Origin of the sequence: Curtobacterium sp. PhB142, from assembly GCF_004341255.1 — a bacterium.
In the GTDB taxonomy this organism is placed as follows: domain Bacteria; phylum Actinomycetota; class Actinomycetes; order Actinomycetales; family Microbacteriaceae; genus Curtobacterium.
This window is the reverse complement of record NZ_SLUT01000002.1, coordinates 213,436-235,962: the sequence shown is the minus strand read 5'-3', so window position 1 is coordinate 235,962 and position 22,527 is coordinate 213,436. Positions and strand designations below refer to the sequence as shown.

The window sequence follows — 22,527 nt, the reverse complement described above, 5'->3', positions numbered from 1 at the left end:
GCTCAGCCGCGGGGCGGTTCGGCCGTGACGACGGGGTGGTCCTTGTGGATCACACCGACCTTCGCGGCGCCACCGGGCGAGCCGACTTCCTGGAAGAACTCGACGTTGGCCTTGTAGTAGTCGGCCCACTCGTCGGGCAGGTCGTCCTCGTAGTAGATGGCCTCGACCGGGCACACCGGCTCGCACGCACCGCAGTCGACGCACTCGTCGGGGTGGATGTACAGCGAGCGGTCGCCCTCGTAGATGCAGTCGACGGGGCATTCGTCGATGCAGGCACGGTCCTTGACGTCGACACAGGGCTGGGCGATCACGTAGGTCACGGTTCGGGTGCTCCCTTCGACGAGCGGGTTCGAGTCTACTCGCGGCCCGGGGCCGTCCGGGACCGCAGCCCCGACAGGTCCGGCCACGCGAGCACCAGGGCGGCGATGACGGCGGGGGCGAACGTCCACACGTACCCGGCCGCGTTCGCCAGCACGAGCGGCGAGCCCTGGCCGCCGACGGAGACGAGCACCTGCGTGGCGACGAGGATGCCGATGCCGATCGCGGCGACCATCGCCCGCGACCGGTACAGCAGCCGGATGCCCACGGTCAGCCCGATCACGAGCAGCGTGGTGATCACCATGCCGATCGGGAACGCGGCGGCGCCGACGGTCTGCTGGTGCGTCACCGTGCCCAGTCCGCCGGTGACGAGCCCGAGCACGAGCGCGACGGCGACCGCGGCGACCTTGCCCTGGCCGGACATCTCGGCGTAGGTCTGCGGTGCCGGGGGCTGCGGGTCGGCGTCGTGCCGGAAGGCCTCGACGGCGGGGGCGTGCTCGCGGACGCCGTGCGGCATCACCCACGACAGCGCGGTCGGGTCGGCGGGGTCGACCGGGTCGACGGTGACCTGCGAGCGGTACTGCTCGACGGCGGCACGCACCTTCGCCCGCACCGGCAGGACGTCGACGGTGACGTCGGCGTCCCCGGTCTCCGGGGCGACGATCATCGAGAACGCCACTTCCTCTGCCCGGGCCGCGTACCGAGCCGCGTGGTGCACACGCACGTGGTCGGGGTGGCCGTACCCGCCGTCGTCGGCGTAGCTCACGACCGCGTCCGCCCCGGTGGAGCGGATCGCGGCACGGACGTCGTCGACGACCTCGCCCAGGTCGGCGGCGGTCAGCGAGTCGGCGGGGGCGTCGTCGGCGGCGGTCGCCCGCCCGTCGGGCCCCCACTGCATGCCGGAGTCGCCGTACCGGCGTTCCGGCAGGTCGGTGGGCCGGGCACCGCGACCGCCGAGCCACAGGTGCGCCGGGCCGCCGAGGGCCGCGAGTGCCGCGTCGATCTCGGTCTCGCGGTGCGCGGCGACGCGTTGTGCGTCTCCGGCCAGGGGCGCGAGCCGCTCGGTGAGCATCTCGCCGCGCTCACCGCGGGTCGCCGTCAACACGGTGACTTCGGCGCCGAGCTCGAGCAGGGTCGCGATCGTCCCACCGGACGACAGGGTCTCGTCGTCGGGGTGGGCGTGCACGAACAGGACGCGCTCGGGGCGCGTGACGGAGGCCTTCGACATCGCCCCCAAGGGTACGGGACTAGCGGGCCGTGACGATGTAGGTCGCGGTGACGCCGTCGTCGCCGTCCGAGAACGTGAGCACGACGCGGTACCCGTCGCTGCGGAACATCCCGAACGCACTCGACGAGTCGGCGCGCTTCGCCGACTCGGTGTAACCGGCGTCGGCGAGCTGCTGCGCGGCGGAGGCGAAGTCGTCGACCGACCCAGCGCGCACCTGCACGACCCACCCGGAGCCGTTCGGTCCCGCTCCCCCGCCGAGCACCGTGCCGTCGACGAGCGGCACGTCGGACGACGGGAACCCGTCGGGGACCTTGCCGTCAGAGGTGACGTTCGCGCCCTTGAGCGCCGTGTCGAGCGCCCCGTCGATGCCGCCTGCGACCGAGGACATGCCGTCCTGGATCGCCTTGCCGTCGATGCCCGCGACGCCGTCCGCGACCGTCGAGGCCACCGAGGACCCGAGGTCCGTCGCCTGCTTCACGGAGTCGGACGAGCAGCCGGTGAGTCCGGCCAGGGCGATGCCGGCGGCGACGGCGGCGATCAGCGGGGTACGGAGGGAACGCATGCGCCGACGGTAACGGGTGAGCCGGGAGGCACGGCGCGAGTTGGCTGTGAACGTCCTGTCCCCGGGACGGTCACTCGCGCGGCGGGGCCGCCCCGCGCCTCCCGTCCGCCCGTCGCGCCTGTCGCGCCCGTCCGGCGTACCTGGCCGAAACGGGCGTACCTGGTCCTTCGTTCCGACCAGGTACGCCCGTTCCCGCTTCCCACCGCCCGCGCGATGGGAAGGAAACGTCAGGCGACGTAGGCGCGCGTCGCAGCCACCAGGGCGTCGACGCCCACCGGGATCGCGGTCTCGGCCTGCGGCGCGTAGAACGGCGAGTGGTTGCTCGGGATGTCCTCGCCACGGCGGAACAGCTCCGGGTCGGTGATCCCCGTGAACCAGTACACGAGCGGGACGCCCGCTGCCGTCGCGAGCTGCCCGACGTCCTCCGACGCCATCGCCAGCCCGATCTCGAGCTCGCGCGCACCCGGCACGGCGGCGCTGACGGCCGCGAGCACCCGGGCAGCGGACTCCGCGTCGTTCACGGTCACCTCGGCACCGGGCGACCGCACGATCGTCGGCTCCGGCAGCCCGCCGGCGTCGCTCTCGGCACGGACGATCCGCTCGATCGACGCGATGATGCGCGCACGGGTCTCCTCGTTGCGGGCTCGCGTCGAGATCTCGATGACGGCCTGGTCGGGGATGATGTTCGCGCGGGTGCCGGCGTGGAAGCTGCCGACGGTGACGACACCGGCGTCGCTCGGCGAGACCTCGCGCGAGACGACGGTCTGCAGCCGGACGACGGCGGACGCGGCGGTGACGACCGGGTCGAGGGACGCTTGCGGTGCGGACCCGTGCGCCCCGCGACCATTGAAGGTCACCGTGAGCCGGTCGCTCGAGGCCATCACCGGGCCGGAGCCGATCGCGACGATGCCGACCGGGGCCGGAGCCGAGTGCTGGCCGAGCACGACGTCGGGCTTCGGGAACCGGTGGACCAGGCCATCCTCGACCATGGCGCGGGCGCCGGAGATGACCTCCTCCGCCGGCTGGAAGACGCCGACGACCGTGCCGCTCCACTGGTCCCGGGTGGCGACGAGGCGCTCGAGCGTGCCGAGCAGCCAGGTGACGTGGATGTCGTGGCCGCACGCGTGCATCGTCGGGACGTCGTTGCCGTCCTCGTCGGTGCCGCGGTGCTGGCTGGCGTAGGACAGCCCCGTGCGCTCCTGGACCGGCAGGCCGTCCATGTCGGCGCGGAGCCACACGACCGGGCCCTCGCCGTTCGACAGGACGCCGACGACACCGGTGCCACCGACGCCGGTGGTCACCTCGATGTCACCGAGCTCGGCGAGCCGGTCGGCCACGATGCCCGCAGTGCGGTGCTCCTGGAAACCGAGCTCGGGGTGGGCGTGCAGGTCCTGGTACAGCGAGAGGAGGTCGAGGGTCACGGCATCCACCGTAACCCCCGACCTCCTCAGGTCGTGCTCTTGCTGACGCGACGCGTCGCTTGCTGCTTACGCGTCCTGACGCTTCAGGCGGGCGTACGAGCGCTGGCGGGCCTGCGCGTCGAGCTCGACCTTGCGGATGCGGACGACGGCCGGGGTGACCTCGACGCACTCGTCCTCGCGCGCGAACTCCAGGCACTCCTCGAGGGAGAGCTGGCGCGACGGCGTCATCGACTCGAAGGAGTCGGCGTTCGCCGAACGCATGTTCGTGAGCTTCTTCTCCTTCGTGATGTTGACGTCCATGTCGTCGGCGCGCGAGTTCTCGCCGATGACCATGCCCTCGTAGACCTCTTCGGTGGGGTTGACGAAGAACGTCATCCGCTCCTGCAGGTTCGTGATGGCGAACGGCGTGACGACACCCGAACGGTCGGAGACGATCGAGCCGTTGATGCGGGTCTGGATCGGGCCGGCCCACTCGTCGTAGCCGTGCGAGATCGCGTTGGCGATGCCGGTGCCGCGGGTCTCGGTCAGGAACGACGTACGGAAGCCGATCAGGCCGCGCGACGGGACGATGAACTCCATGCGCACCCAGCCGGTGCCGTGGTTCGTCATGTTCTCCATGCGGCCCTTGCGAGCGGCCATGAGCTGCGTGATCGCGCCGAGGTACTCCTCCGGCGTGTCGATCGTCATGTGCTCGTACGGCTCCTGCAGCTTGCCGTTCTCGTCACGCTTCGTGACGACCTGCGGCTTGCCGACGGTGAGCTCGAAGCCCTCGCGACGCATCTGCTCGACCAGGATGGCGAGCGCGAGCTCACCACGGCCCTGGACCTCCCACGCATCGGGACGACCGATGTCGAGGACCTTGAGCGAGACGTTGCCGATGAGCTCGCGGTCGAGGCGCTCCTTGACCATGCGGGCGGTCAGCTTGTGACCCTTGACCTTGCCGACGAGCGGGCTGGTGTTCGTGCCGATCGTCATCGAGATCGCCGGGTCGTCGACCGTGATGGTCGGCAGCGGACGGACGTCCTCGGGGTCGGACAGGGTCTCGCCGATGGTGATCGTGTCGAAACCGGCGACGGCGACGATGTCACCGGGGCCCGCCGACTCGGCCGGGTAGCGCTCGAGCGCCTTGGTGATGAGGAGCTCGGTGATGCGGGCGTTGACGACGGTGCCGTCGTGCTTGACCCACGCGACCGTCTGGCCCTTCTTCATCGTGCCGTGGAAGATGCGCAGCAGCGCGAGGCGACCGAGGAACGGCGACGCGTCGAGGTTGGTGACGTGGGCCTGCAGCGGGTGCTGGTCGTCGTACTTCGGCGCGGGGACGTGCTGGAGGATCGCTTCGAACAGCGGCTCGAGGTCGTCGTTGTCGGGCAGTTCGCCGTCGTTCGGCTTGTTGCGCGACGCGGCACCGTTACGGCCGGAGGCGTAGACCACCGGCACGTCGAGGATCGCGTCGAGGTCGAGGTCGTCGACCTCGTCCGACAGGTCGGACGCCAGGCCGAGGAGCAGGTCCTGCGACTCGGAGACGACCTCGTCGATGCGGGAGTCGGGGCGGTCCGTCTTGTTGACGAGCAGGATCACCGGGAGCTTGGCCGCGAGCGCCTTGCGGAGCACGAAGCGCGTCTGGGGCAGCGGGCCCTCGGACGCGTCGACCAGCAGCACGACGCCGTCGACCATGGACAGGCCGCGCTCGACCTCGCCACCGAAGTCGGCGTGACCCGGGGTGTCGATCACGTTGATGGTGATGGGGCCGTCCGCGCCGAACTCGGTCGCGTGCTTGCCGTTGTAGAGCACCGACGTGTTCTTCGCGAGGATCGTGATGCCCTTCTCGCGCTCGAGGTCGTTCGAGTCCATCATGCGGTCTTCGCCCTCGAAGTGGGCGTCGAACGAGTTGGTCTGCGTGAGCATCGCGTCGACGAGGGTGGTCTTGCCGTGGTCGACGTGTGCCACGATGGCGACGTTGCGCAGGTCGGACCGGGTGGCGAGCGCCATACAGGACATCCTTCAATTTCTGGGAGAGTGTCGGGCCAGTGATTTGTCGGCACCGCACCCGCGGGCAGAACGCCCGACACGCCAGTCTACCGGTAGTTCGCAACCGTCAGGAGTACAGCAGATGAGCCGACGGCGAACGTGGGTCGAGATCACCATCGTCCTGCTGCTCTCACTGGGGGCCAGCGCGCTGTACTCGATCCTCCAGATCATCGACGACCTGTCGCAGACGACCCCGCTCGGCGAGCAGTCCACGGCGCTGAACACGTCGTCGACGACGGTGCAGTACGTCGACCTCGCGCGGCAGCTGCTCGGCATCGCCGTCGACCTGGCGCCGGTCGCGCTCGTCTGCTTCCTGCTGTGGAACACGACGCGTCCACACCTGTCCCGGCTCGGCATCGACCGCTTCCGGGTGAAGCCCGACCTCGGCGGTCCGGCGCTCATCGCGCTGTGCATCGGGATCCCCGGGCTCGCCCTGTACTTCGCCGGGCGCGCCCTCGGCATCACGGTGAACGTCGACCCGGCCGCCCTGAACTCGTACTGGTGGACGGTGCCGGTCCTGCTGCTGTCCGCGATCCGCTCCGGCCTGCAAGAAGAGGTGATCGTGATCGGGTACCTCTACGCCCGACTCGGCGACCTCGGGTGGGGGCGGTGGCAGGTGATCCTGTCGACGGCGCTGCTGCGCGGGAGCTACCACCTGTACCAGGGCTTCGGCGCGTTCGTCGGCAACGCCGTGATGGGCATCGTGTTCGGCTGGATCTACACGAAGTGGGCCCGCCTGATGCCCCTGATCATCACGCACTGCCTGCTCGACGCCGCCGTGTTCGTGGGCTACCCCTGGGTCGCGAACGCGTTCCCCCGGTTGTTCTCCTGAGCCACGGAGCGCATCCACAGGACGCGTCCAGCGCGCCGAGGGGCAACCCACTGCCCCGCACCCCTAGCGTGAGCGCATGAGCATCCCCGCGGTCGGCGAGTCCGCCCCGACGTTCACCCTGCCGGGCATGATCGTCCGCCAGGGCGTCCGCACCGACGACGAGTACGACCTGTCCTCGGAGATCGGCCGGACCGTGGTGCTCGCCTTCTACCCCGGCGACGCGACGGCCGTCTGCACCGCCCAGCTCTGCAGCTACCAGGCCGAGCTCGACGGCTTCGACGACCTCGGCGCCGTCGTCTGGGGCATCAGCCCGCAGGCGCTCGACTCGCACGAGACCTTCGCCCGTGGTTCGTCCCTCACGTTCCCGCTGCTGAGCGACACCGCCGGCTCGGTCGTCCGCGACTACGGCGTGCGCGCCCCGGGCCTCGGTCTCCGCCGGTCGGTGTTCGTGATCGGGCCGGACGGCATCGTGCGCTGGCGGCACGTCGGCCTGGTCGGGCTGCGGTTCCCGACGGCGGAGACGATCCGGGCGCAGATCGAGCTCCTGGTCGCCTGACTCCGGTTCGCGCGTCACCGGCGTGGGGATTTCCTGAATCCGGCGTGTCGGGGTATTGACACCCGAACTGGGGGCGGGGACCATTGTCGCCACGAGAGGTCCATGAAGGATCTGCCTCCCCGGGGAATCGGGTCGTCCGGAGATACGCGCTGGTGTGTCACACCCGCTCCCCGGGCGTCTCCGGGGAGGCATCTCGTAACCTCGTCCGGTGCACACCACCATCGTCACCCCGGGCCTCCGCCGCCTCGCCATCGTCCTCTGGGTCGTCGCGGTGGCGCTCGTCCCCCTCGCACTGCTCGATGGCAGCACCCCCTGGCTCGTGCCGATACCGAGCATCTGCGTCGCCTTCGTCGCGTGGGCCGCCTTGTGGCGCCCGCGGATCGAGCTGACGCCGGAGCACCTGCGCATCGTCGACGTCCGGCGCACCAGCACGTACACGTGGTCGCGGGTCACCGAGGTGCGCACCAAGTACGGCATCGAGGTGGTCACGAGCGAGGGTGTCCGCCGCGTCTGGATCGCGACCCGCCCGACCGCGCGGCTCACCGCGCAGGTCCAGGGCCGACCGGGAGGCCCGGATCACCTCGACGTCGACGCTGCGGCCGCGCAGATGCTGGCCCGGGTGCCCGTCCCGGCGCAGCAGGACGGCCCGCCCCCGGCGACCGTGACGGCAGCGCCGATCACCCACCGGGTGCACGGCTGGACGGTGCTGGCGTTCGTCGTGCTCGGGATCGCGGCGTCGCTCGCGGCGGCCCGGATGTAGCGTCCGACGCGGCACAGGCGACGGAGGGCGGTGCGCCGCCACTGGCGACACCCCGCCCCGGGTCGAGGTCGTTCAGTTCTTCCATTTGAACGGTGCGCCGGCTGACGCATGCGTCGGCGCACCGTCGGCGTGCACCGCTGCTGCGGCGCCGAGCCCGAGCGTCGCCGCGACGAGCAGCGTCGCCGCGAGCGCGAATGACTTCTTCATGGTGTTTGCCTGCATTGTGACTTCCCCTGGTTCTCGAGCACCGTCCGGAGCGTGACGGCGTTCATCATCGACCCACGCATTGACCACAAGAGCGTCGTGCGCCACCCCGGGCTCGATGTCAACGGTAGCAATTGACGTCATTTTTGTGAAGAGGCGCCGTGAAGACCGGTCCGGCCGACGACGACGCCGATCACTCGTTCGAACGAAATCACGCCGAAGTTGCGTGAATCAATGCTCGCCGCACGATTGTCACCCAAGACTTCGAAGACGATTCCACCGTTTTCCACCCGGATGTCCACAACTCGTTTGACAGCTGTGCCGCTGAACTCCTTCGGAAAACACTGAGAGCCGCTTTCGCAATCCACGTAAGGCAATCCGTCACCGTCGAAGACGACCAGCTGGCCGACGGCGATTCCCCTCGTCTTCTTCCGGACCAGAACAGCCTGACCATTGTCGAGGGCGGGCAGCATGCTGATTCCGTACACGCGGTACACCCGGTACCGCGCAAGAGCAAGGACCGCGAACGCGACAGCGGCTGCGCCGAAGCAGCCGACCCCGATGATCAGCGTCACGCGTTCGCCTGCGACGTCGCGCCGACCGCCGCATCCTCTCGGTAGCCGCGGGATTGTGCTTCGAACAACTCCCAGTAGAGTCCGCGTTCCCGAAGCTGTTCAGCATGGGTACCGGAAGAGATGACCGCACCTTCGTCGAGGACGATGATCTCATCGGCATCCCGGACGGTGTTCAGCCGGTGCGAGATCAGCAGGGATGCCCGTCCACGACGGACTCGGCGCTGTGTCGCGTGCAGTTCCGTCTCGCCGAACGCATCGAGACCCGAGCTCGGCTCATCGAGGATCATGACGTCTCGATCTGCGCGCATCATGGCGCGGGCGAAGGCGAGCCGCTGACCTTGACCTCCGGAGAGGATCACCCCCGTCTCCGGGTCGTCCCTGTCTGCCGAGTCCGTGAACATCCGCGTGAGGAACGTGTCGAGTCCGTACGGAAGCGTCTCGACGATCTTCGTCGCCCCGGCACGATCGACAGCGAGACGAACGCTGGCTTCTGGGTCTGCAGCATCGACATCGCCGAACGCGACGTTGTCACGAACGCTCGCCTCGTACTCCGAGTAGTCCTGGAAGACCGCACCGATCCGCTGCCGGAGCTCATCGACGGGCAGGGACCTGATGTCGATCCCGTCCCACAGGATCTCGCCGTGGTCTGGTTCGTACAGTCGACAGAGCAATCGCACGATCGTCGACTTCCCGGCACCGTTCTGACCGACCAGTGCGACCGCCTTCCCGTGCGGCACCGAGAACGACACACCTCGGAGGACCCACGGCAGGTCGGCCGCGTACCGGAACCAGACGTCGCGGAACTCGATCCGGTCACGGAGTACGGGGACCCTCGCCCCGCGTTCGGGCGTCGGCAGGTCCGGCTGCACCGTGACGACCGCGACGTACTCGCTGACGGCGTGCAGGGTCTTCGCGAGCGAAGTCCAAACCGAGGACTGAGCGGTGATCGTCGATTGCACACCCCCGACGCCGGCGAGTACGAGCGTGAGCCCTCCGACGGACATACGGCCACTCGCGACCTCGACGGCCGCCCACGCGAGTGCGCACAACGACAGCAGTACCGTGAGGCACGTGGTGGCCAGCCGCATCCGGAGCGTCGTACCGTCCACCTTCGCTTCCGCTCGGGCCGAGTCGCGCAGCTCCGCGTCCATTCGCCGCCGCAGGAGGGCCCCGAGTCCGAGGAGTCTGATCTCCTTTCCCGCCTCGGGCGAAAGCAGGAGCATCGAGTAGAAGGTGAGGCGACGCTCCGCACTGTTGACGCGGTGCATGGCTGGACCCCACCGGCGGGTCAACCCCAGCTCGGTCACGACGACGGGCACTGCGGCGAGCAGTGCGAAGACCAGGATCATCGGTGCCACGCCGGCCAACGCGATCCCGAAGCCGGTCAGCAGGATCGCAGCCCGGACCGTGCTGACCATGTCGCGGACCAGTTGGTTCGGGCCGGTGTACACGGCCTGCTGGGCGAGCCGGACCCGGTCCTGGAACGCCGGCGACTCGAGCAATGTGAGTCCCTTGAGTCGCTCGTGCAGCGCCGAGAAGAGTCGGGTCTGCGCCTCGATGCGCACCGCTCGTGAAAGAGCCGAATCGCACGCCGCCGACACAGGTATCAGCACGGCGATCACGACCGTCCCGATCCCGAACCCGATGGCCGGGGCGGCGAACGACGCCGACGAGACCAGGGCGTCGATGACGCTCTGGAACGAACGCGCTACCCAGACGGGAGCAATGCCCTCGACAAGAGCGATCAGCAACGTGCTCGTGAAGAGGAACGGACCGGCACGGAATGCGAGCGCACCGGCCGTCGCGATCAACGAGAGCCGGCCCGCGCGTGTTCCGTGATCAGACACGCGCAGAGCTCGGGACGATCCGATCACGCACGTTGTCGACCACGACGCCGTCCTTGAGCTGCACCACGGCAGGGAAACCCTGAACGTCGAACGCGGCGGCCATAGTGTGGTACCCCGGCTGCCCGGGGACGACGGAATCCTCCGCGACGACGTCCGCCGATCCCGCGAGCAGGGGGCCGTACGTCTCAGCCGCGCCGTCTCCGACGACGACCGCCACGACCGTCTCACCAGCGGCCCGTCGCCGTCGCGCCTCGGCGGCGAAGTCCGGGATGAGTTCTCTGCACGGAGCACAACCCTTCAGGAAGAACCCCACCACGGCGTCCCCGCTGATCGTGTCTTGGTCGACGCGCTTCCCGTCCATCGACGTCGCCACGAACTCGTGTGGTTCCCCGCTCGACATGACCAGACTCAGCGGAGTCGATTCGACCGATCCTTCGTGCCCGTGCGCACGCAATCGCCGGATCACCGCCACCAGGAGGACGAAGTTCACGAGGCCGATCGCGAAGACGACGAAGAACATCAACCAGACTGCGAACATCATTTCCCCCTGTGGTTTCCTGCGACGAACAGTTCTCGGATGGAGGTCATCTCGACCAGCAGGAAGGCCGGTACGACAGCGCCACACAGCAGCACGACGACGGCACCGACCTCCGGCGGCCGCGTCTCGACGCCGGCCAACGCCGCCAGGGCAGCGGCGATCGCGATCAGCACACCGTTGCGGACGACATCCCAGACGCTCACGTCAGGACCGTCTGCGCCGAAGCACGCGCACTGCGCGTCCTCCGGAGCCAGGATCGACGCGATCAACCCGGCGGTGAACGAGATGAGCAACAGTGCGGCCAGGACGGCGCCAACGACCCACCACGGCGTCACGACGAGTACCAGCACAAGCCATTGCGCCACGAGAGCAGCGCGTCCCAGGTGGTCCATCGTGGAGTCCGAGAGCCCCGGGCGCAGCGCGCCCAACATTGCTCGCGCAGATTCCAGGAGATGTCGCCGATCTTTGCTGCGGATTTTCGTGCTGACCGACGCAGCAAAGACGAGGAAGATGACCGCCCGTCCAACTACCTCAACGTAGATCATGTCCACCCCCATCATGTGCCCCAACATCACCCAACCACATGCACCAAGTCGTTCGCAAGACATTGACAAGACGGTGTCCGTCGGAGTGGAATGCGCTCAGGGGGAGCGTCGAGTTCTCCTGTTCAATCGAAACCAGGAGGTCGAAGTGCGGACTACTCTCGAACGCGTGGCCACGGCCGGGGACCGTTTCCTCAGCATCTTCGCGCCACCCCCGGTGAAAGCCGCGGGCTGCTCGAAGTGCTCAGCCTTCGCCCGGGTCTGCCCGCTGGGTGCACACCAGGACTGTCATTACCTGTACGCGCAAGCAGGATGTGGCTCGTGCGGCTTCACCTGTGGCGCGTGCGTGGTCGGCCCGGTGGGATGAGGGCAAGCGACTGATCGACCCGAATGCGGCTGCGACTCCTCCGAAGGGGGGCACAGCCGCATTCTCTTTCCCATCTGGGATGGGACACCGATCTGGGAATGCTGACAGCGGCGAGACGGTTCGAATGCAATACGCACCGCTCTCGACGGTCGGGATCACATGAGCAACGCCGGAACGCGGTGCACGAAGGGCTCCACCTCGGGTCGAGGTGGAGCCCTTCGGTGGCGGGACTACTTGGTGTAGCCCACGTCCTGCCACTTGACCGACGACTGCTGGAACTGCGCGGGCCCGTAGTTCACGAGGTCCTTGCGCACCCCCCAGGCGTACGGCTCGGCGAACAGCGGGATCGTGCCCGCGACGGCGACGATCTTCTTGTCGATCGCCTGCGCGTCCTTGACGCGGGCGTCGGCGTCGAGCTCGGCGTTCGCCTTGTCCCATGCCGCGCCGAGCGAGTCGTCCGTCACACCGGTGTAGTTCTGGCCGGCGTCGGCGGGGTAGTAGATCGACTTGAGCGACGAGATCGGGAACGGCGTGCCCTGCCACGCGAAGTACGTGGCGTCGAAGTCACGGCCGTCGGTGGTGATGTACTTCGTGAAGAAGTCGTCCGAGGGCACGGTGTCGATCGTGACCTTGAAACCGGCGAGCTTCGTCTGCTGCTGCACGAGCTGCGCGACGTTCGCCGAGTTCGGGTTGTCCGACGGGATCACGAAGCGGACGTCGAGCTCCTTGCCGCCCTTGGTCGCGTAGCCGTCCGAGCCGACCTTCCAGCCGGCGTCCTCGAGCTTCGACTTCGCCTTGTCGGTGCTGTAGCCGTAGACCGACGACACGTCGTCCTGGTAGCCCTCCTGACCGGGCAGGTACGTCAGGTTGTTGAGCACGTCACCGGGGCTCTTCACCGGCGACAGGATCGCCTGGGCGAGGACCTTGCGGTTGATGGCCTGCGCGAACGCCTGGCGCACGTCTTGGTCCTTGAAGACGTCCGAGGTGCCGTTGAGCGTGATCTGCCGCTGCGTGGTGCCGAGCGAGCGCTCGATCTTCGAGTCGGAGCGCGAGTTCGCCGTCTTGAGGTTGTCGGCGCTGCCGTTCAGGTTGAACGCGTCGAGTTCCTTGTTGCCGTACGCCTGGGCGACACCGTCGCGCGAGACCGTCTTGAAGACGATGGTGTCGAGTTTGCCCTCGTCGCCCCACCACTTCGGGTTCTTCTCGAAGGTCACGACGCCGCCGTTGGCGTCGAAGGACTTCAGGATGTACGGGCCACCTGAGACGTAGGTCTTGCCGTCGGCGGCGTACGGGCCCTTGGCCCAGGCCGTGTTGAAGTGGTCGGGGGTGTCGACGGCCCAGTACGGGTAGATGGCGCCGAGGACGCTCGCCCAGTCGGCGTTCGTCTTCGAGAACGTCATGATGACGTCGCGCTCGTCCGAGCCCTGCTTGACCGAGTCGACGTCCTCCCACACGTTGGTTGCGAGGGGCGCGAATGCCTTGTTCGTGCCGTTCAGCGCCTTCCAGTTGGCGATGACGTCCTTCGCGCTGATCGGGGTGCCGTCAGACCACACGGCCTTCGGGTTGATCTTGATCTCGACGGTCTGGGGCGAGTCCTTGGTCAACTCGACCGAGGTCGCGTAGTCCTTGTTCGCCTCCCACTCGCCGTTCTCCTTGAACTGGATGAAGCCCGGCAGGTAGGTCTGCGAGATCGTGGTGTCGTCCACCGTCCCGGAGTCCAGGTTGGCGAGCTGCCAGTTGGCCGGTGCGGTGTCGATCGGCAGGGTGATCGACCCGCCGTCCTTGACGTCCGCGCGGTCCGCGACGGTCCAGCCGGTCGACTTCAGCGTCGACTCGGCGACTGCGGAGCTGCTGTTGCCCGCCTGTCCACCGCCGGAGCAGCCGGCCAGCACGACGGCCGCAGCCGCAGCGGTGGCCAGCACGGCGATGCCCTTGATCCTCTTTCGCATGGCGAGGATTCCCTTTCGTTGTGGTTCGCGCAGTTCGCGCTGGAACGCGACGACCCCCGCCGCCACGCCTGTTGGTTGAGAACCCTAGTCACATCCGAAGGCTCCACAAGGGGTGATGCGCGGAATCGAAACATGCTCGTAACGAATGTTGCATAGCGTCACAACAGAAGTCCCACCCCTCCGTCGCGAACGGCTAACCTGTCGCCACCGACAACGCCGTCCGGACGGACGGCCGCACCCCACGAGGTCCCAGTACATGCTTGCCTTCATCGCAAAGCGGATCGTCAACTACATCGTCCTGACGATCGTCGCGACGACCCTCGGTTACATCCTCGCCAGCAGCACCCTGAACCCGGCTGCCCGGTTCCTGGGCCGCAACCCGGCCGTGCCGCAGGGCACGATCGACGAGTCCCTGCGGAAGCTCGGTGCCGATCCGGGCACCCCGCTCATCGTCCGGACCTGGACCTGGTGGTCGAACCTGATCACGCACGGATCGCTCGGCATGAGCACGCGCGGCACCGAGGTGACGGCCGACATCGTCGCCCGCTCCGGCACGAGTCTGCGCTTGCTGGTCATCGGCACCCTGCTCGGCGCGATCCTCGGGGTGCTGCTCGGCGTGTGGAACGCCGTCCGCCAGTACCGCACGTCGGACCAGGTCTCGACGTACCTGTCGTTCGCGGTGCTCGCCACCCCGACCTTCGTCATCGCGGTCGTCCTGATGATCCTGGCGACGGCGATGAACCAGGGACTCGGCACCCAGGTGATCCGGTTCACGGGTGAGTACACGCCGGGGGTGAACGGGTTCTTCCCCGTGCTCGGCGACCGACTGATCCACCTGTTGTTACCCACGATCTCGCTGACGGTCGGCGCCGTCGCCACGTACTCGCGGTACCAGCGCTCCGCGATGCTCGACGTGCTGTCGAACGACTTCATCCGCACCGCGCGGTCGAAGGGCCGGACGCGCGGATCGGCCATCATGCGCCACGGCGTCCGCGTCGCCCTCATCCCGATGTCGACGTTCTTCGCGTACTCGTTCGGGCTGATCCTGACCGGTGCGAGCATCACCGAGCTGGTCTTCAGCTGGCACGGCATGGGCGAGTACTTCGTCCAGGGCATCACCAACAACGACATCAACGCGGCCTCGGGCACGATCCTCTTCACGGCGATCCTCGTGCTCATCGCAGGAACCCTCGCGGACCTGCTCTACGCCGCGCTCGACCCGCGAGTGAGGGTGTGACCCGTGTCTGTTCTCGACCCCACGACCACGACCACCGCCGGCGACCCCGGTGACGGCAACGCCGGCACCCCGGCGCACGTCATCGAGGTCAAGGGCGGCCGCACGCCGCTCTGGCGCAAGGTGTTCGGCACCTGGCGTGCCCGCATCGGTGGCGGCGCCCTGCTGCTCATCCTGCTGTGGGCCTTCGTCGGCCCGCACCTGTACCACTGGAACGCCGTCGACTCCGACGGTCTGGCGTTCGGCATGCCGCCGAGCGCCGCGCACTGGTTCGGCACGAACGACATCGGCCAGGACATCTACGCGCAGACGCTCGTCGGCCTGCAGAAGTCGCTGCTCATCGGCCTCATCGCTGGTCCGGCCGCCACGCTGATCGCCGGCATCGTCGGTGCGATCGCGGGCTACTTCGGCGGCACCGTGGACCGCGTGCTCGTGTGGGTCATCGACCTGCTGCTCGTGATCCCCTCGTTCTACGCGCTCGTGCTCCTCAGCCCGGTGTTCAAGAACCTGACGTGGGTGGCGCTCATCGTCGGCCTCGCGGTGTTCAGCTGGATGGTGATGGCCCGCGTCATCCGCGGCCAGACGATGTCCCTGCGCGAACGCGACTACGTCAAGGCCGCCCGCTTCATGGGCGTCCCCTCGTTCACGATCATCCGACGGCACATCCTGCCGAACGTGGCGTCCCTGCTCATCATCGACGCGACGCTCGGCGTCGGGGCCGCGATCCTGGCGGAGAGCTCGCTGAGCTTCTTCGGCTTCGGCATCCAGATCCCCGACGTCTCGCTCGGCACCCTGCTCGCCGCCGGCAGCCAGTCCGCCGTCACCCGCCCGTGGCTGTTCGTCCTGCCCGCCGCGACCCTCGTCGCGACCGTGCTCTCGACCAGCCTGCTCGGCGACGCCCTGCGCGACGCCATCGACCCCACCTCCGGAGCCAACCGTGACTGAGCCGCTGCTGACCGTGTCCGACCTGTCGGTCACGTTCAACCCGAAGACCAAGCCCGTCTACGCCGTCCGCGGGGTCGACTACACGGTGGCCCCCGGCGAGTTCCTCGGGATCGTCGGCGAGTCCGGCTCCGGCAAGTCGGTGTCCTCGATGGCCGTGATGGGTCTGCTCCCGTCGTCCGCCCACGTCGAGGGCAGCATCCGCTTCGATGGCCAAGAGCTCCTCGGCAAGAACGACCGCGAGATGTCCCGCCTGCGCGGCGGCGACATCGCGATGGTGTTCCAGGACCCGCTGTCCGCCCTGACACCCGTGTACACGATCGGCCAGCAGATCATCGAGGGGCTGCGACTGCACGACCGCTCCCTCACCCAGCACGCCGCCCGCACCCGCGCAGAGGAGCTGCTGCGCGTCGTCGGCATCCCGAACCCCGCTCGGCGGCTCGACGCGTTCCCGCACGAGTTCTCCGGCGGTATGCGGCAGCGCGCGATGATCGCCATCGCCATCGCGAACGACCCGAAGCTGATCATCGCCGACGAGCCGACCACCGCGCTCGACGTCACGATCCAGGCGCAGATCCTCGACGTGCTGCAGACGGCGAAGGACATGACCGGCGCCGCCGTGGTCCTCATCACGCACGACCTCGGAGTCGTGGCCGGCAACGCGGACCGCGTCGCCGTCATGTACGCGGGCCGCATCGTCGAGACGGCTCCGGTCGAGCCGCTCTTCCGCGAGCCCGTCATGCCGTACACGATCGGGCTCCTCCGCTCGATGCCGAACATGACCGCGGCCCGCACCGAACGGCTCGTCCCGCTCGAGGGCCGCCCGCCCCTGCTCACGCAGAAGCCGACCGGCTGCCCGTTCGCCGATCGCTGCCCGGCGGTCATCGACGCCTGCCGCGACGGCGAGCCCGCGCTGGTCGAGCCGACCGTCCCGCAGAGCGGCGACAACCCGGTCCTGACCGGGACCGTCCCGACGATCGGCAACGGCACGCTGCTCGACGACCACACCGCAGCGTGCATCCGTCGCGACGAGATCGCGGCGGGCACCCTCGAGCGGTCGGAGATCTTCCCCCGCCCCGAGGACATCCCCGAAGCGGCGGTCGACCACGGCGACGACGTCGTCCTCGAGCTCACCGACGTCGTCAAGACGTTCCCGCTCACCAAGGGCGCGCTCTTCCGCCGGCAGATCGGCGAGGTGCACGCAGTCGACGGCATCTCCCTGACGCTCAAGCGCGGGCAGGTGCTCGGCCTGGTCGGTGAGTCCGGCTGCGGCAAGACCACCACGATCATGGAGATCCTCGAGCTCGCCGGCGCCCAGCAGGGCACCATCCGGGTGAACGGCGTCGACACCGCGTCGCTGTCGAAGAAGGACCGCCTGGCGATCCGCCGTGACATCCAGGTCGTGTTCCAGGACCCGATGGCGTCGATCGACCCACGGCTCGACATCGGTTCGGTGATCGGTGAACCGCTCACGGTGCACGGCGTCGCGAAGGACGAGATCCGCCGCCGGGTCCGCGAGGTCCTCGAACTCGTCGGGCTCGAGCCGAGCTACATCGACCGGTACCCGCACGAGTTCTCCGGCGGCCAGCGGCAGCGCATCGGCATCGCCCGCGCGCTCATCGTCGAACCGAAGATCCTCGTTCTCGACGAGCCCGTCTCGGCGCTCGACGTCTCGGTGCAGGCCGGCGTGATCAACCTGCTCGAGGACCTGAAGCACCGCCTCGGCCTGTCGTACCTGTTCGTCGCGCACGACCTGTCCGTCGTCCGGCACATCGCCGACGACGTCGCGGTCATGTACCTCGGCCGCATCGTCGAGTACGGCGACGGCGACAAGGTGTTCTCCGACCCGCAGCACCCCTACACGCGGGCGCTGCTGTCGGCCGTGCCGGTGCCGGACCCGACCGCCGAGGCCGCCCGCGGGCGGATCCTGCTCGACGGCGACCTGCCCTCCCCCACGGAGCGCATCGACGGCTGCCGGTTCCGCACCCGCTGCCCGCTCTACCAGCTCCTCGACGAGGGCCGGCAGGAACAGTGCCGCACCGTCGACCCACGCCTGCAGGACGTGCACGGCCGTGGTGTCGCGTGCATCCAGACCGACCAGGAGCACCTGCTCACCGAGCGCGTCGGCGCGGTCGTCTGACCACGCGGGTCACGTGGTGGACGTGACCAGCTGACGGACGGGAGGCCCGGTACCAGCTGGTACCGGGCCTCCCGTCCGTCTCGTGGTCGCGATCGTGAGCCGCGTCAGCCGCCCAGCCACAGGCCCAGCAGCGAGGCGGCGAGCAGCGCCAGCGCCGCTGCGCCGACCGCCAGGGCCGGCACGTCCCAGCCGCGCACGGCGTCGCCGTCACCGGCGACGGCACGCTGCTCAGCCCACCGGTCGAGCAGCACGGTCATCTCGTCCGGCTGGCGCAGCACGGCACGCTCGCCGCGCCGGGCCGGCTTCGGCCGGGGCAGCGACGGGCCGCCCCAGCACTGCACGCGACGACCGGCGACCGTCTCGATGACGATCTGCCAGCGGAGCTTGACGTCGGCGACCGCGTGCCACGGCACCACGGTGCGGCGGAGCGGGTTGACGACGGTGACGGCCGTGTCGTCGATGCGGATGCACGGGCGGTACGTGAGCACCCACAGGACCCAGACCAGCACGGCGATCGGTCCGACGGCGTCGAGCACCACGATCCAGCTGCCGCGCACCGCCGCGTCGACCAGCAGGAAGAGGCCCAGGACGGCGACGAGGCCGGCCGCCACGGCGCCTCCGCGACCAGCGCGGAGGACGACGGGACGTCCGGCCTCGTTCGTGTCCAGCAGGATCAGCGTCCGAACTCGAACCCGGCGCCGGGGATGGCGGCCAGGAGGTCCTTCGTGTACTGCTCCTTCGGGGCGGCGAAGACCTCGTCGGTCGTCGCCTTCTCGACGATCTTGCCCTGGCGCATGACGCACACGTTGTCCGCGACCAGGCGGACGACCGCCAGGTCGTGCGTGATGAACAGGTAGGTCAGGCCGAGTTCGGTCTGCAGCTCCGTCAGCAGGTCGAGGATCTGCCCCTGCACGAGCACGTCGAGCGCGGAGACGGCCTCGTCGAGGACGATGACCTCCGGCTTGAGCGCGAGCGCGCGGGCGACGGCGATGCGCTGCCGCTGCCCACCCGAGAGCTCGTTCGGGTAGCGGTTGACCATCGACTTCGGCAGCGCGACCTGGTCGAGCAGCTCGAGCACGCGGGCACGGCGCGACGCCTTGTCGCCCACCTTGTGCGTGGCGAGCGGCTCCGCGATCGTGTTCCCGACGTTGTACATCGGGTCCAGGGAGCCGTACGGGTCCTGGAACACCGGCTGCACGCGGCGGCGGAAGTCGAAGAGGTCCTTGCCCTTCAGCGCGCCGATGTCGATGCCGTCGAACTGCACGGTACCGCTCGAGATGCTCTCGAGCTGCAGCACCAGCTTGGCGACGGTCGACTTGCCCGAACCGGACTCGCCGACGAGCGCCGTGGTGGTGCCCTTCGGGATCGCGAACGACACGTCGTCGACGGCCTTGAGCTCGCGGGTGGCGAGGCTCTTGCCGCGCAGCTTGTAGATCTTCTCGAGGTTCTTCACCACGATGAGGTCCTCGGCGGGGCGGTGCTCGCGCTCCTGCGCCCGGGCGATGAGCTCGGCGTCGTCGCTGCCGGTGTCGGCGATCTCGATGCGCTCGTGCTGCACCTTCGACTGGATGCGGCGGCTCGCGAGCGAGGGCGCCGCGGCGACCAGGCGCTGCGTGTACGGGTGCTGCGGGTTCGCCAGGATCTCCTTCGAGGGACCTGCCTCGACGACCTGGCCCTTGTACATCACGACGAGCTTCTCGGCGCGCTCGGCGGCGAGGCCGAGGTCGTGCGTGATGAACAGCACCGACGTGCCGAAGTCGCGGGTCAGGCTCTCGAGGTGGTCGAGGATGACGCGCTGGACGGTGACGTCGAGCGCGCTCGTCGGCTCGTCGGCGATGAGCAGCTGCGGGCGGCTCGACAGACCGATGCCGATGAGCACGCGCTGCCGCATGCCGCCGGAGAACTCGTGCGGGTACTGCTTGAGACGGTTCGAGGCGTCGCCGAGGCCCGCCTCCTTCAGGACCTCGATCGCACGGTCGCGGACGGCCTTCTTGCCGGTGGCCATGCCGTTCGCACGGATCGCCTCCTCGACCTGGAAGCCGATCGACCACAGCGGGTTGAGGTTCGACATCGGGTCCTGCGGGACGTAGCCGATCTCCTTCCCGCGGATCTCGGACATCTCCTTGTCGCTCAGCCCGACGAGCTCACGCCCGTTGAACTTGATCGATCCGCCGGTGACCTGGCCGGTGCCGGGCAGCAGCTTGATGATCGCCTGGGCGCTCGTCGACTTGCCGGAGCCCGACTCGCCGACGATCGCGAGGCGCTCGCCCTGCTCGAGGGTGAGGTCCACGCTCCGCACGGCCTGCACGAGACCGGACTGCGTCTTGAACCCGACCTGCAGGTCGCGGATCTCGAGCAGCGGGGCACCGCCGGCGTTGGTGCGTCGGCCGGTGGGGTTGGTCAGCGTCTCGCTCATCGGCGGGCCCTCGCCTTCGGGTCGAGCGCGTCGCGCACCACGTCACCGAGGAGCAGGAACGCGAGCACGGTGATGGACAGCGCGGCCGACGGCCAGAAGATCGTCGACGGGTTGGTGCGGATCGACGTCTGCGCCGTTCCGATGTCGAGACCCCAGCTGAGGGCCGACGGCGGCAGTCCGATGCCGAGGAACGACAGGGTCGCCTCCGCCACGATGAACGTGCCGAGCGACACGGTCGCGACCACGATGACCGGGGCCAGCGAGTTCGGGATGACGTGGCGCACGAGCGTCTTGAACCGGCTGACGCCGAGGGCCGCCGACGCCATGACGTAGTCGGCCTGCTTGGCGCTCAGCACGGCGCCACGCATGATGCGGGCGATCTGCGGCCATGCGAACGCCGCGAGCACGAGCGCGACGGTGATCGCGTTCCGCGCGGGGATGACCGACATGATCACGATCGCACCGAGCACCGTGGGGATCGAGAAGAAGATGTCACCGATGCGGGACACGATCGTGTCGAGCCAGCCGCCGTAGAAGCCGGCCAGCGCGCCGATCACGATGCCGACGAGCGACACCAGGACCGTCGCGACGATGCCGACGATGAGCGAGTTCTGGGCGCCCCAGATCACGCGGGCGTAGACGTCGGAGCCCTGACGCGTGAAGCCGAGGATGTGCCCGGCCTCGGGTCCGCCGTCGCTGTTGTCGAGGTTCGACGCACGCGGGTCGACGTGGGCGAAGAGGCCCGGGAAGACCGCGACGACGATGATCAGCAGGATCAGGATCGAGGAGATCCAGAACGTCGGGCGGGTCCGCATGGACTCCCAGGCGTCGGTCCAGAGCGAACGGGTCTTCTCGTCCTCGTTGACCTGGTCGATCGCCTGCAGGGGCGTTTCCTCGAGCGGGGCGACGAAGTGCGTCGCCGAGCGCGGTGCGGCGTTACTTGGCATAGCGGATCCTCGGGTCCAGGACGGCGTAGAGCAGGTCCACCAGGAGGTTGGCGAGCATGAAGATGATGACCATCACGGCGACGAAGGAGACCACCGTCGGGCCCTCGCCGAGCTTGACGGCGCGGAACACCGTGCCGCCGACACCGTTGATGTTGAAGATGCCCTCGGTCACGATCGCGCCGACCATCAGGTTGCCGATGTCGACACCCAGGTAGGTCACCACGGGGATGAGCGAGTTCCGGAAGATGTGCACGCCGACGACACGACGACGGGGCAGGCCCTTCGCGGTCGCGGTGCGCACGAAGTCCGCCGTGGTGTTCTCGGCCACGCTCGCACGGGTGAGCCGCACGATGTAGGCGAAGGACACCGACGCGAGCACGATCGCCGGCAGGACGAGCTCGTCCCACGGCGCTTGTCCGGACACCGTGACCCGGAACAACCCGAGCTTGATGCCGAACACGTACTGCAGCACGAACCCGACGACGAACGTCGGCACCGAGATGAGCAGCAGCGACACGACGAGCGCGGTGGCGTCGAACAGCTTGCCCTTGCGCAGACCCGCGATGACGCCGACGACGATGCCGGCGACGGCCTCGAACACGAGCGCGAGGATCGCCAGGCGCGCGGTGATCGGGAACGCCGAGGCGAGCTGCTGGCTGACCGGCAGGCCCGAGTAGGTCACGCCGAGGTCGCCGCGGAACACGCCGCCGATCCAGAGCAGGTACTGGACGATGAACGGCTTGTCCAGGTTGTACTGCTGGCGCAGGGTCTCGATGACCTGCGGCGACGGCTGGCGGTCGCCGAACAGCGCTGCGATGGGGTCGCCGGGCAGCGAGAACACCATGAAGTAGATGAGGAACGTGGCCCCGAAGAACACGGGGATGAGTTGCAGGAGGCGCTTGCCGAGGTACCAGAGCATCAGATCCCTGCCCGGTCCGGAGCGATGTCGATCAGGTTCATTGTGGTGAGGGGTGGACGTTCCGAGGGTCGGCACGGATGTCCGGCACGGGCGGCGGCGCCCGATGTGGTGGGGGAAGGTGTTGCCGCCGAGGTACGGGGGTTCGGGGACCTGTGCGGTCCCCGAACCCCCGTCCGGTGGTCGCGAGGCAGGATACCTGCTC

General features: G+C 68.8%; 21 protein-coding genes. 6 read left to right on the top strand and 15 right to left on the bottom strand.

All coding sequences use genetic code 11. The features are described 5' to 3' along the window. Positions 1 to 2: 2 nt before the first annotated feature. From fdxA to typA, 5 genes are all read right to left on the bottom strand, one after another. Positions 3 to 320, bottom strand: coding sequence for a ferredoxin (gene fdxA, locus EDF31_RS04535; RefSeq protein WP_131845343.1), 318 nt, complete (start codon positions 318 to 320; stop codon positions 3 to 5). Between the two features lie 35 nt (positions 321 to 355). Then, positions 356 to 1,546, bottom strand: coding sequence for a PIG-L family deacetylase (locus EDF31_RS04530; RefSeq protein WP_131845342.1), 1,191 nt, complete (start codon positions 1,544 to 1,546; stop codon positions 356 to 358). A 19-nt stretch (positions 1,547 to 1,565) separates the two neighbouring features. Next, on the bottom strand, positions 1,566 to 2,108 hold the full coding sequence (locus EDF31_RS04525; protein WP_123673112.1) for a hypothetical protein: 543 nt from the start codon (positions 2,106 to 2,108) through the stop codon (positions 1,566 to 1,568). Between the two features lie 227 nt (positions 2,109 to 2,335). After that, positions 2,336 to 3,529: an amidohydrolase gene (locus tag EDF31_RS04520; RefSeq protein ID WP_165901325.1), complete on the bottom strand. Its 1,194-nt coding sequence runs from the start codon at positions 3,527 to 3,529 to the stop codon at positions 2,336 to 2,338. A gap of 66 nt (positions 3,530 to 3,595) precedes the next feature. Continuing rightward, on the bottom strand, positions 3,596 to 5,518 hold the full coding sequence (gene typA / locus EDF31_RS04515) for a translational GTPase TypA (RefSeq protein ID WP_131845340.1): 1,923 nt from the start codon (positions 5,516 to 5,518) through the stop codon (positions 3,596 to 3,598). A gap of 121 nt (positions 5,519 to 5,639) precedes the next feature. Here typA and EDF31_RS04510 point away from each other — a divergent pair, with 121 nt between their 5' ends. The 3 genes from EDF31_RS04510 (at position 5,640) to EDF31_RS04500 (ending at position 7,705) form a co-directional block, all read left to right on the top strand. After that, positions 5,640 to 6,389, top strand: coding sequence for a CPBP family intramembrane glutamic endopeptidase (locus EDF31_RS04510; protein WP_131845339.1), 750 nt, complete (start codon positions 5,640 to 5,642; stop codon positions 6,387 to 6,389). 76 nt (positions 6,390 to 6,465) lie between these two features. After that, positions 6,466 to 6,945 (top strand): peroxiredoxin, encoded by a 480-nt coding sequence (locus tag EDF31_RS04505; RefSeq protein ID WP_131845338.1) that lies wholly within the window; start codon positions 6,466 to 6,468, stop codon positions 6,943 to 6,945. Between the two features lie 208 nt (positions 6,946 to 7,153). Beyond that, a complete protein-coding gene (locus EDF31_RS04500; RefSeq protein ID WP_131845337.1) occupies positions 7,154 to 7,705 on the top strand; it encodes a PH domain-containing protein in 552 nt (183 codons plus the stop codon). A 72-nt stretch (positions 7,706 to 7,777) separates the two neighbouring features. On the opposite strand, the gene EDF31_RS20470 is transcribed toward EDF31_RS04500, so the two are convergent. From EDF31_RS20470 to EDF31_RS04475, 6 genes are all read right to left on the bottom strand, one after another. Further along, entirely contained in the window at positions 7,778 to 7,912 is a 135-nt protein-coding gene (locus EDF31_RS20470) for a hypothetical protein (RefSeq protein ID WP_279387357.1), read from the bottom strand. Between the two features lie 137 nt (positions 7,913 to 8,049). Next, entirely contained in the window at positions 8,050 to 8,484 is a 435-nt protein-coding gene (locus tag EDF31_RS04495) for a S26 family signal peptidase (protein ID WP_131845336.1), read from the bottom strand. After that, positions 8,481 to 10,331 (bottom strand): ABC transporter ATP-binding protein, encoded by a 1,851-nt coding sequence (locus EDF31_RS04490; protein WP_131845335.1) that lies wholly within the window; start codon positions 10,329 to 10,331, stop codon positions 8,481 to 8,483. The genes EDF31_RS04495 and EDF31_RS04490 overlap by 4 nt, the downstream gene beginning before the upstream one ends. Beyond that, positions 10,324 to 10,869, bottom strand: coding sequence for a hypothetical protein (locus EDF31_RS04485; RefSeq protein WP_131845334.1), 546 nt, complete (start codon positions 10,867 to 10,869; stop codon positions 10,324 to 10,326). Before EDF31_RS04485 ends, EDF31_RS04490 begins: the two co-directional genes overlap by 8 nt. Beyond that, a complete protein-coding gene (locus tag EDF31_RS04480; protein WP_131845333.1) occupies positions 10,869 to 11,414 on the bottom strand; it encodes a MauE/DoxX family redox-associated membrane protein in 546 nt (181 codons plus the stop codon). Before EDF31_RS04480 ends, EDF31_RS04485 begins: the two co-directional genes overlap by 1 nt. Positions 11,415 to 12,008: 594 nt before the next feature. After that, a complete protein-coding gene (locus EDF31_RS04475) occupies positions 12,009 to 13,727 on the bottom strand; it encodes an ABC transporter family substrate-binding protein (protein ID WP_131845332.1) in 1,719 nt (572 codons plus the stop codon). A gap of 256 nt (positions 13,728 to 13,983) precedes the next feature. Here EDF31_RS04475 and EDF31_RS04470 point away from each other — a divergent pair, with 256 nt between their 5' ends. Genes EDF31_RS04470 through EDF31_RS04460 form a run of 3 tightly spaced genes read left to right on the top strand, consistent with a single transcriptional unit; the run spans position 13,984 to position 18,043 of the window. After that, entirely contained in the window at positions 13,984 to 14,964 is a 981-nt protein-coding gene (locus EDF31_RS04470; RefSeq protein ID WP_123294112.1) for an ABC transporter permease, read from the top strand. A 3-nt stretch (positions 14,965 to 14,967) separates the two neighbouring features. Next, positions 14,968 to 15,906, top strand: a complete 939-nt coding sequence (locus EDF31_RS04465; protein WP_123294113.1) for an ABC transporter permease — start codon at positions 14,968 to 14,970, stop codon at positions 15,904 to 15,906. After that, positions 15,899 to 18,043, top strand: coding sequence for a dipeptide ABC transporter ATP-binding protein (locus tag EDF31_RS04460; RefSeq protein ID WP_123938966.1), 2,145 nt, complete (start codon positions 15,899 to 15,901; stop codon positions 18,041 to 18,043). Before EDF31_RS04465 ends, EDF31_RS04460 begins: the two co-directional genes overlap by 8 nt. A gap of 104 nt (positions 18,044 to 18,147) precedes the next feature. On the opposite strand, the gene EDF31_RS04455 is transcribed toward EDF31_RS04460, so the two are convergent. The 4 genes from EDF31_RS04455 to EDF31_RS04440 form a co-directional block, all read right to left on the bottom strand. Next, positions 18,148 to 18,654 (bottom strand): PH domain-containing protein, encoded by a 507-nt coding sequence (locus EDF31_RS04455; protein ID WP_123938967.1) that lies wholly within the window; start codon positions 18,652 to 18,654, stop codon positions 18,148 to 18,150. Between the two features lie 62 nt (positions 18,655 to 18,716). After that, entirely contained in the window at positions 18,717 to 20,459 is a 1,743-nt protein-coding gene (locus tag EDF31_RS04450) for an ABC transporter ATP-binding protein (protein WP_131845331.1), read from the bottom strand. After that, the gene (locus EDF31_RS04445) at positions 20,456 to 21,406 is read right to left on the bottom strand and encodes an ABC transporter permease (RefSeq protein WP_111084969.1); all 951 of its coding nucleotides are present in this window, start codon (positions 21,404 to 21,406) and stop codon (positions 20,456 to 20,458) included. Before EDF31_RS04445 ends, EDF31_RS04450 begins: the two co-directional genes overlap by 4 nt. Further along, positions 21,396 to 22,325 carry an ABC transporter permease gene (locus tag EDF31_RS04440; RefSeq protein WP_123313322.1) on the bottom strand — a complete coding sequence of 310 codons (930 nt, stop codon included), beginning with the start codon at positions 22,323 to 22,325 and terminating at the stop codon, positions 21,396 to 21,398. Before EDF31_RS04440 ends, EDF31_RS04445 begins: the two co-directional genes overlap by 11 nt. Positions 22,326 to 22,527: the final 202 nt, after the last annotated feature.

Excerpts from the sequence above, each read along its gene's own strand:
- EDF31_RS04530 (WP_131845342.1), bottom strand. The coding sequence starts at position 1,546 with ATGTCGAAGGCCTCCGTCACGCGCCCCGAGCGCGTCCTGTTCGTGCAC.
- EDF31_RS04525 (WP_123673112.1), bottom strand. The coding sequence starts at position 2,108 with ATGCGTTCCCTCCGTACCCCGCTGATCGCCGCCGTCGCCGCCGGCATC.
- typA (WP_131845340.1), bottom strand. The coding sequence starts at position 5,518 with ATGGCGCTCGCCACCCGGTCCGACCTGCGCAACGTCGCCATCGTGGCA.
- EDF31_RS04510 (WP_131845339.1), top strand. The coding sequence starts at position 5,640 with ATGAGCCGACGGCGAACGTGGGTCGAGATCACCATCGTCCTGCTGCTC.
- EDF31_RS04505 (WP_131845338.1), top strand. The coding sequence starts at position 6,466 with ATGAGCATCCCCGCGGTCGGCGAGTCCGCCCCGACGTTCACCCTGCCG.
- EDF31_RS20470 (WP_279387357.1), bottom strand. The coding sequence starts at position 7,912 with ATGAAGAAGTCATTCGCGCTCGCGGCGACGCTGCTCGTCGCGGCGACG.
- EDF31_RS04485 (WP_131845334.1), bottom strand. The coding sequence starts at position 10,869 with ATGTTCGCAGTCTGGTTGATGTTCTTCGTCGTCTTCGCGATCGGCCTC.
- EDF31_RS04480 (WP_131845333.1), bottom strand. The coding sequence starts at position 11,414 with ATGATCTACGTTGAGGTAGTTGGACGGGCGGTCATCTTCCTCGTCTTT.
- EDF31_RS04475 (WP_131845332.1), bottom strand. The coding sequence starts at position 13,727 with ATGCGAAAGAGGATCAAGGGCATCGCCGTGCTGGCCACCGCTGCGGCT.
- EDF31_RS04470 (WP_123294112.1), top strand. The coding sequence starts at position 13,984 with ATGCTTGCCTTCATCGCAAAGCGGATCGTCAACTACATCGTCCTGACG.
- EDF31_RS04450 (WP_131845331.1), bottom strand. The coding sequence starts at position 20,459 with ATGAGCGAGACGCTGACCAACCCCACCGGCCGACGCACCAACGCCGGC.
- EDF31_RS04445 (WP_111084969.1), bottom strand. The coding sequence starts at position 21,406 with ATGCCAAGTAACGCCGCACCGCGCTCGGCGACGCACTTCGTCGCCCCG.
- EDF31_RS04440 (WP_123313322.1), bottom strand. The coding sequence starts at position 22,325 with ATGCTCTGGTACCTCGGCAAGCGCCTCCTGCAACTCATCCCCGTGTTC.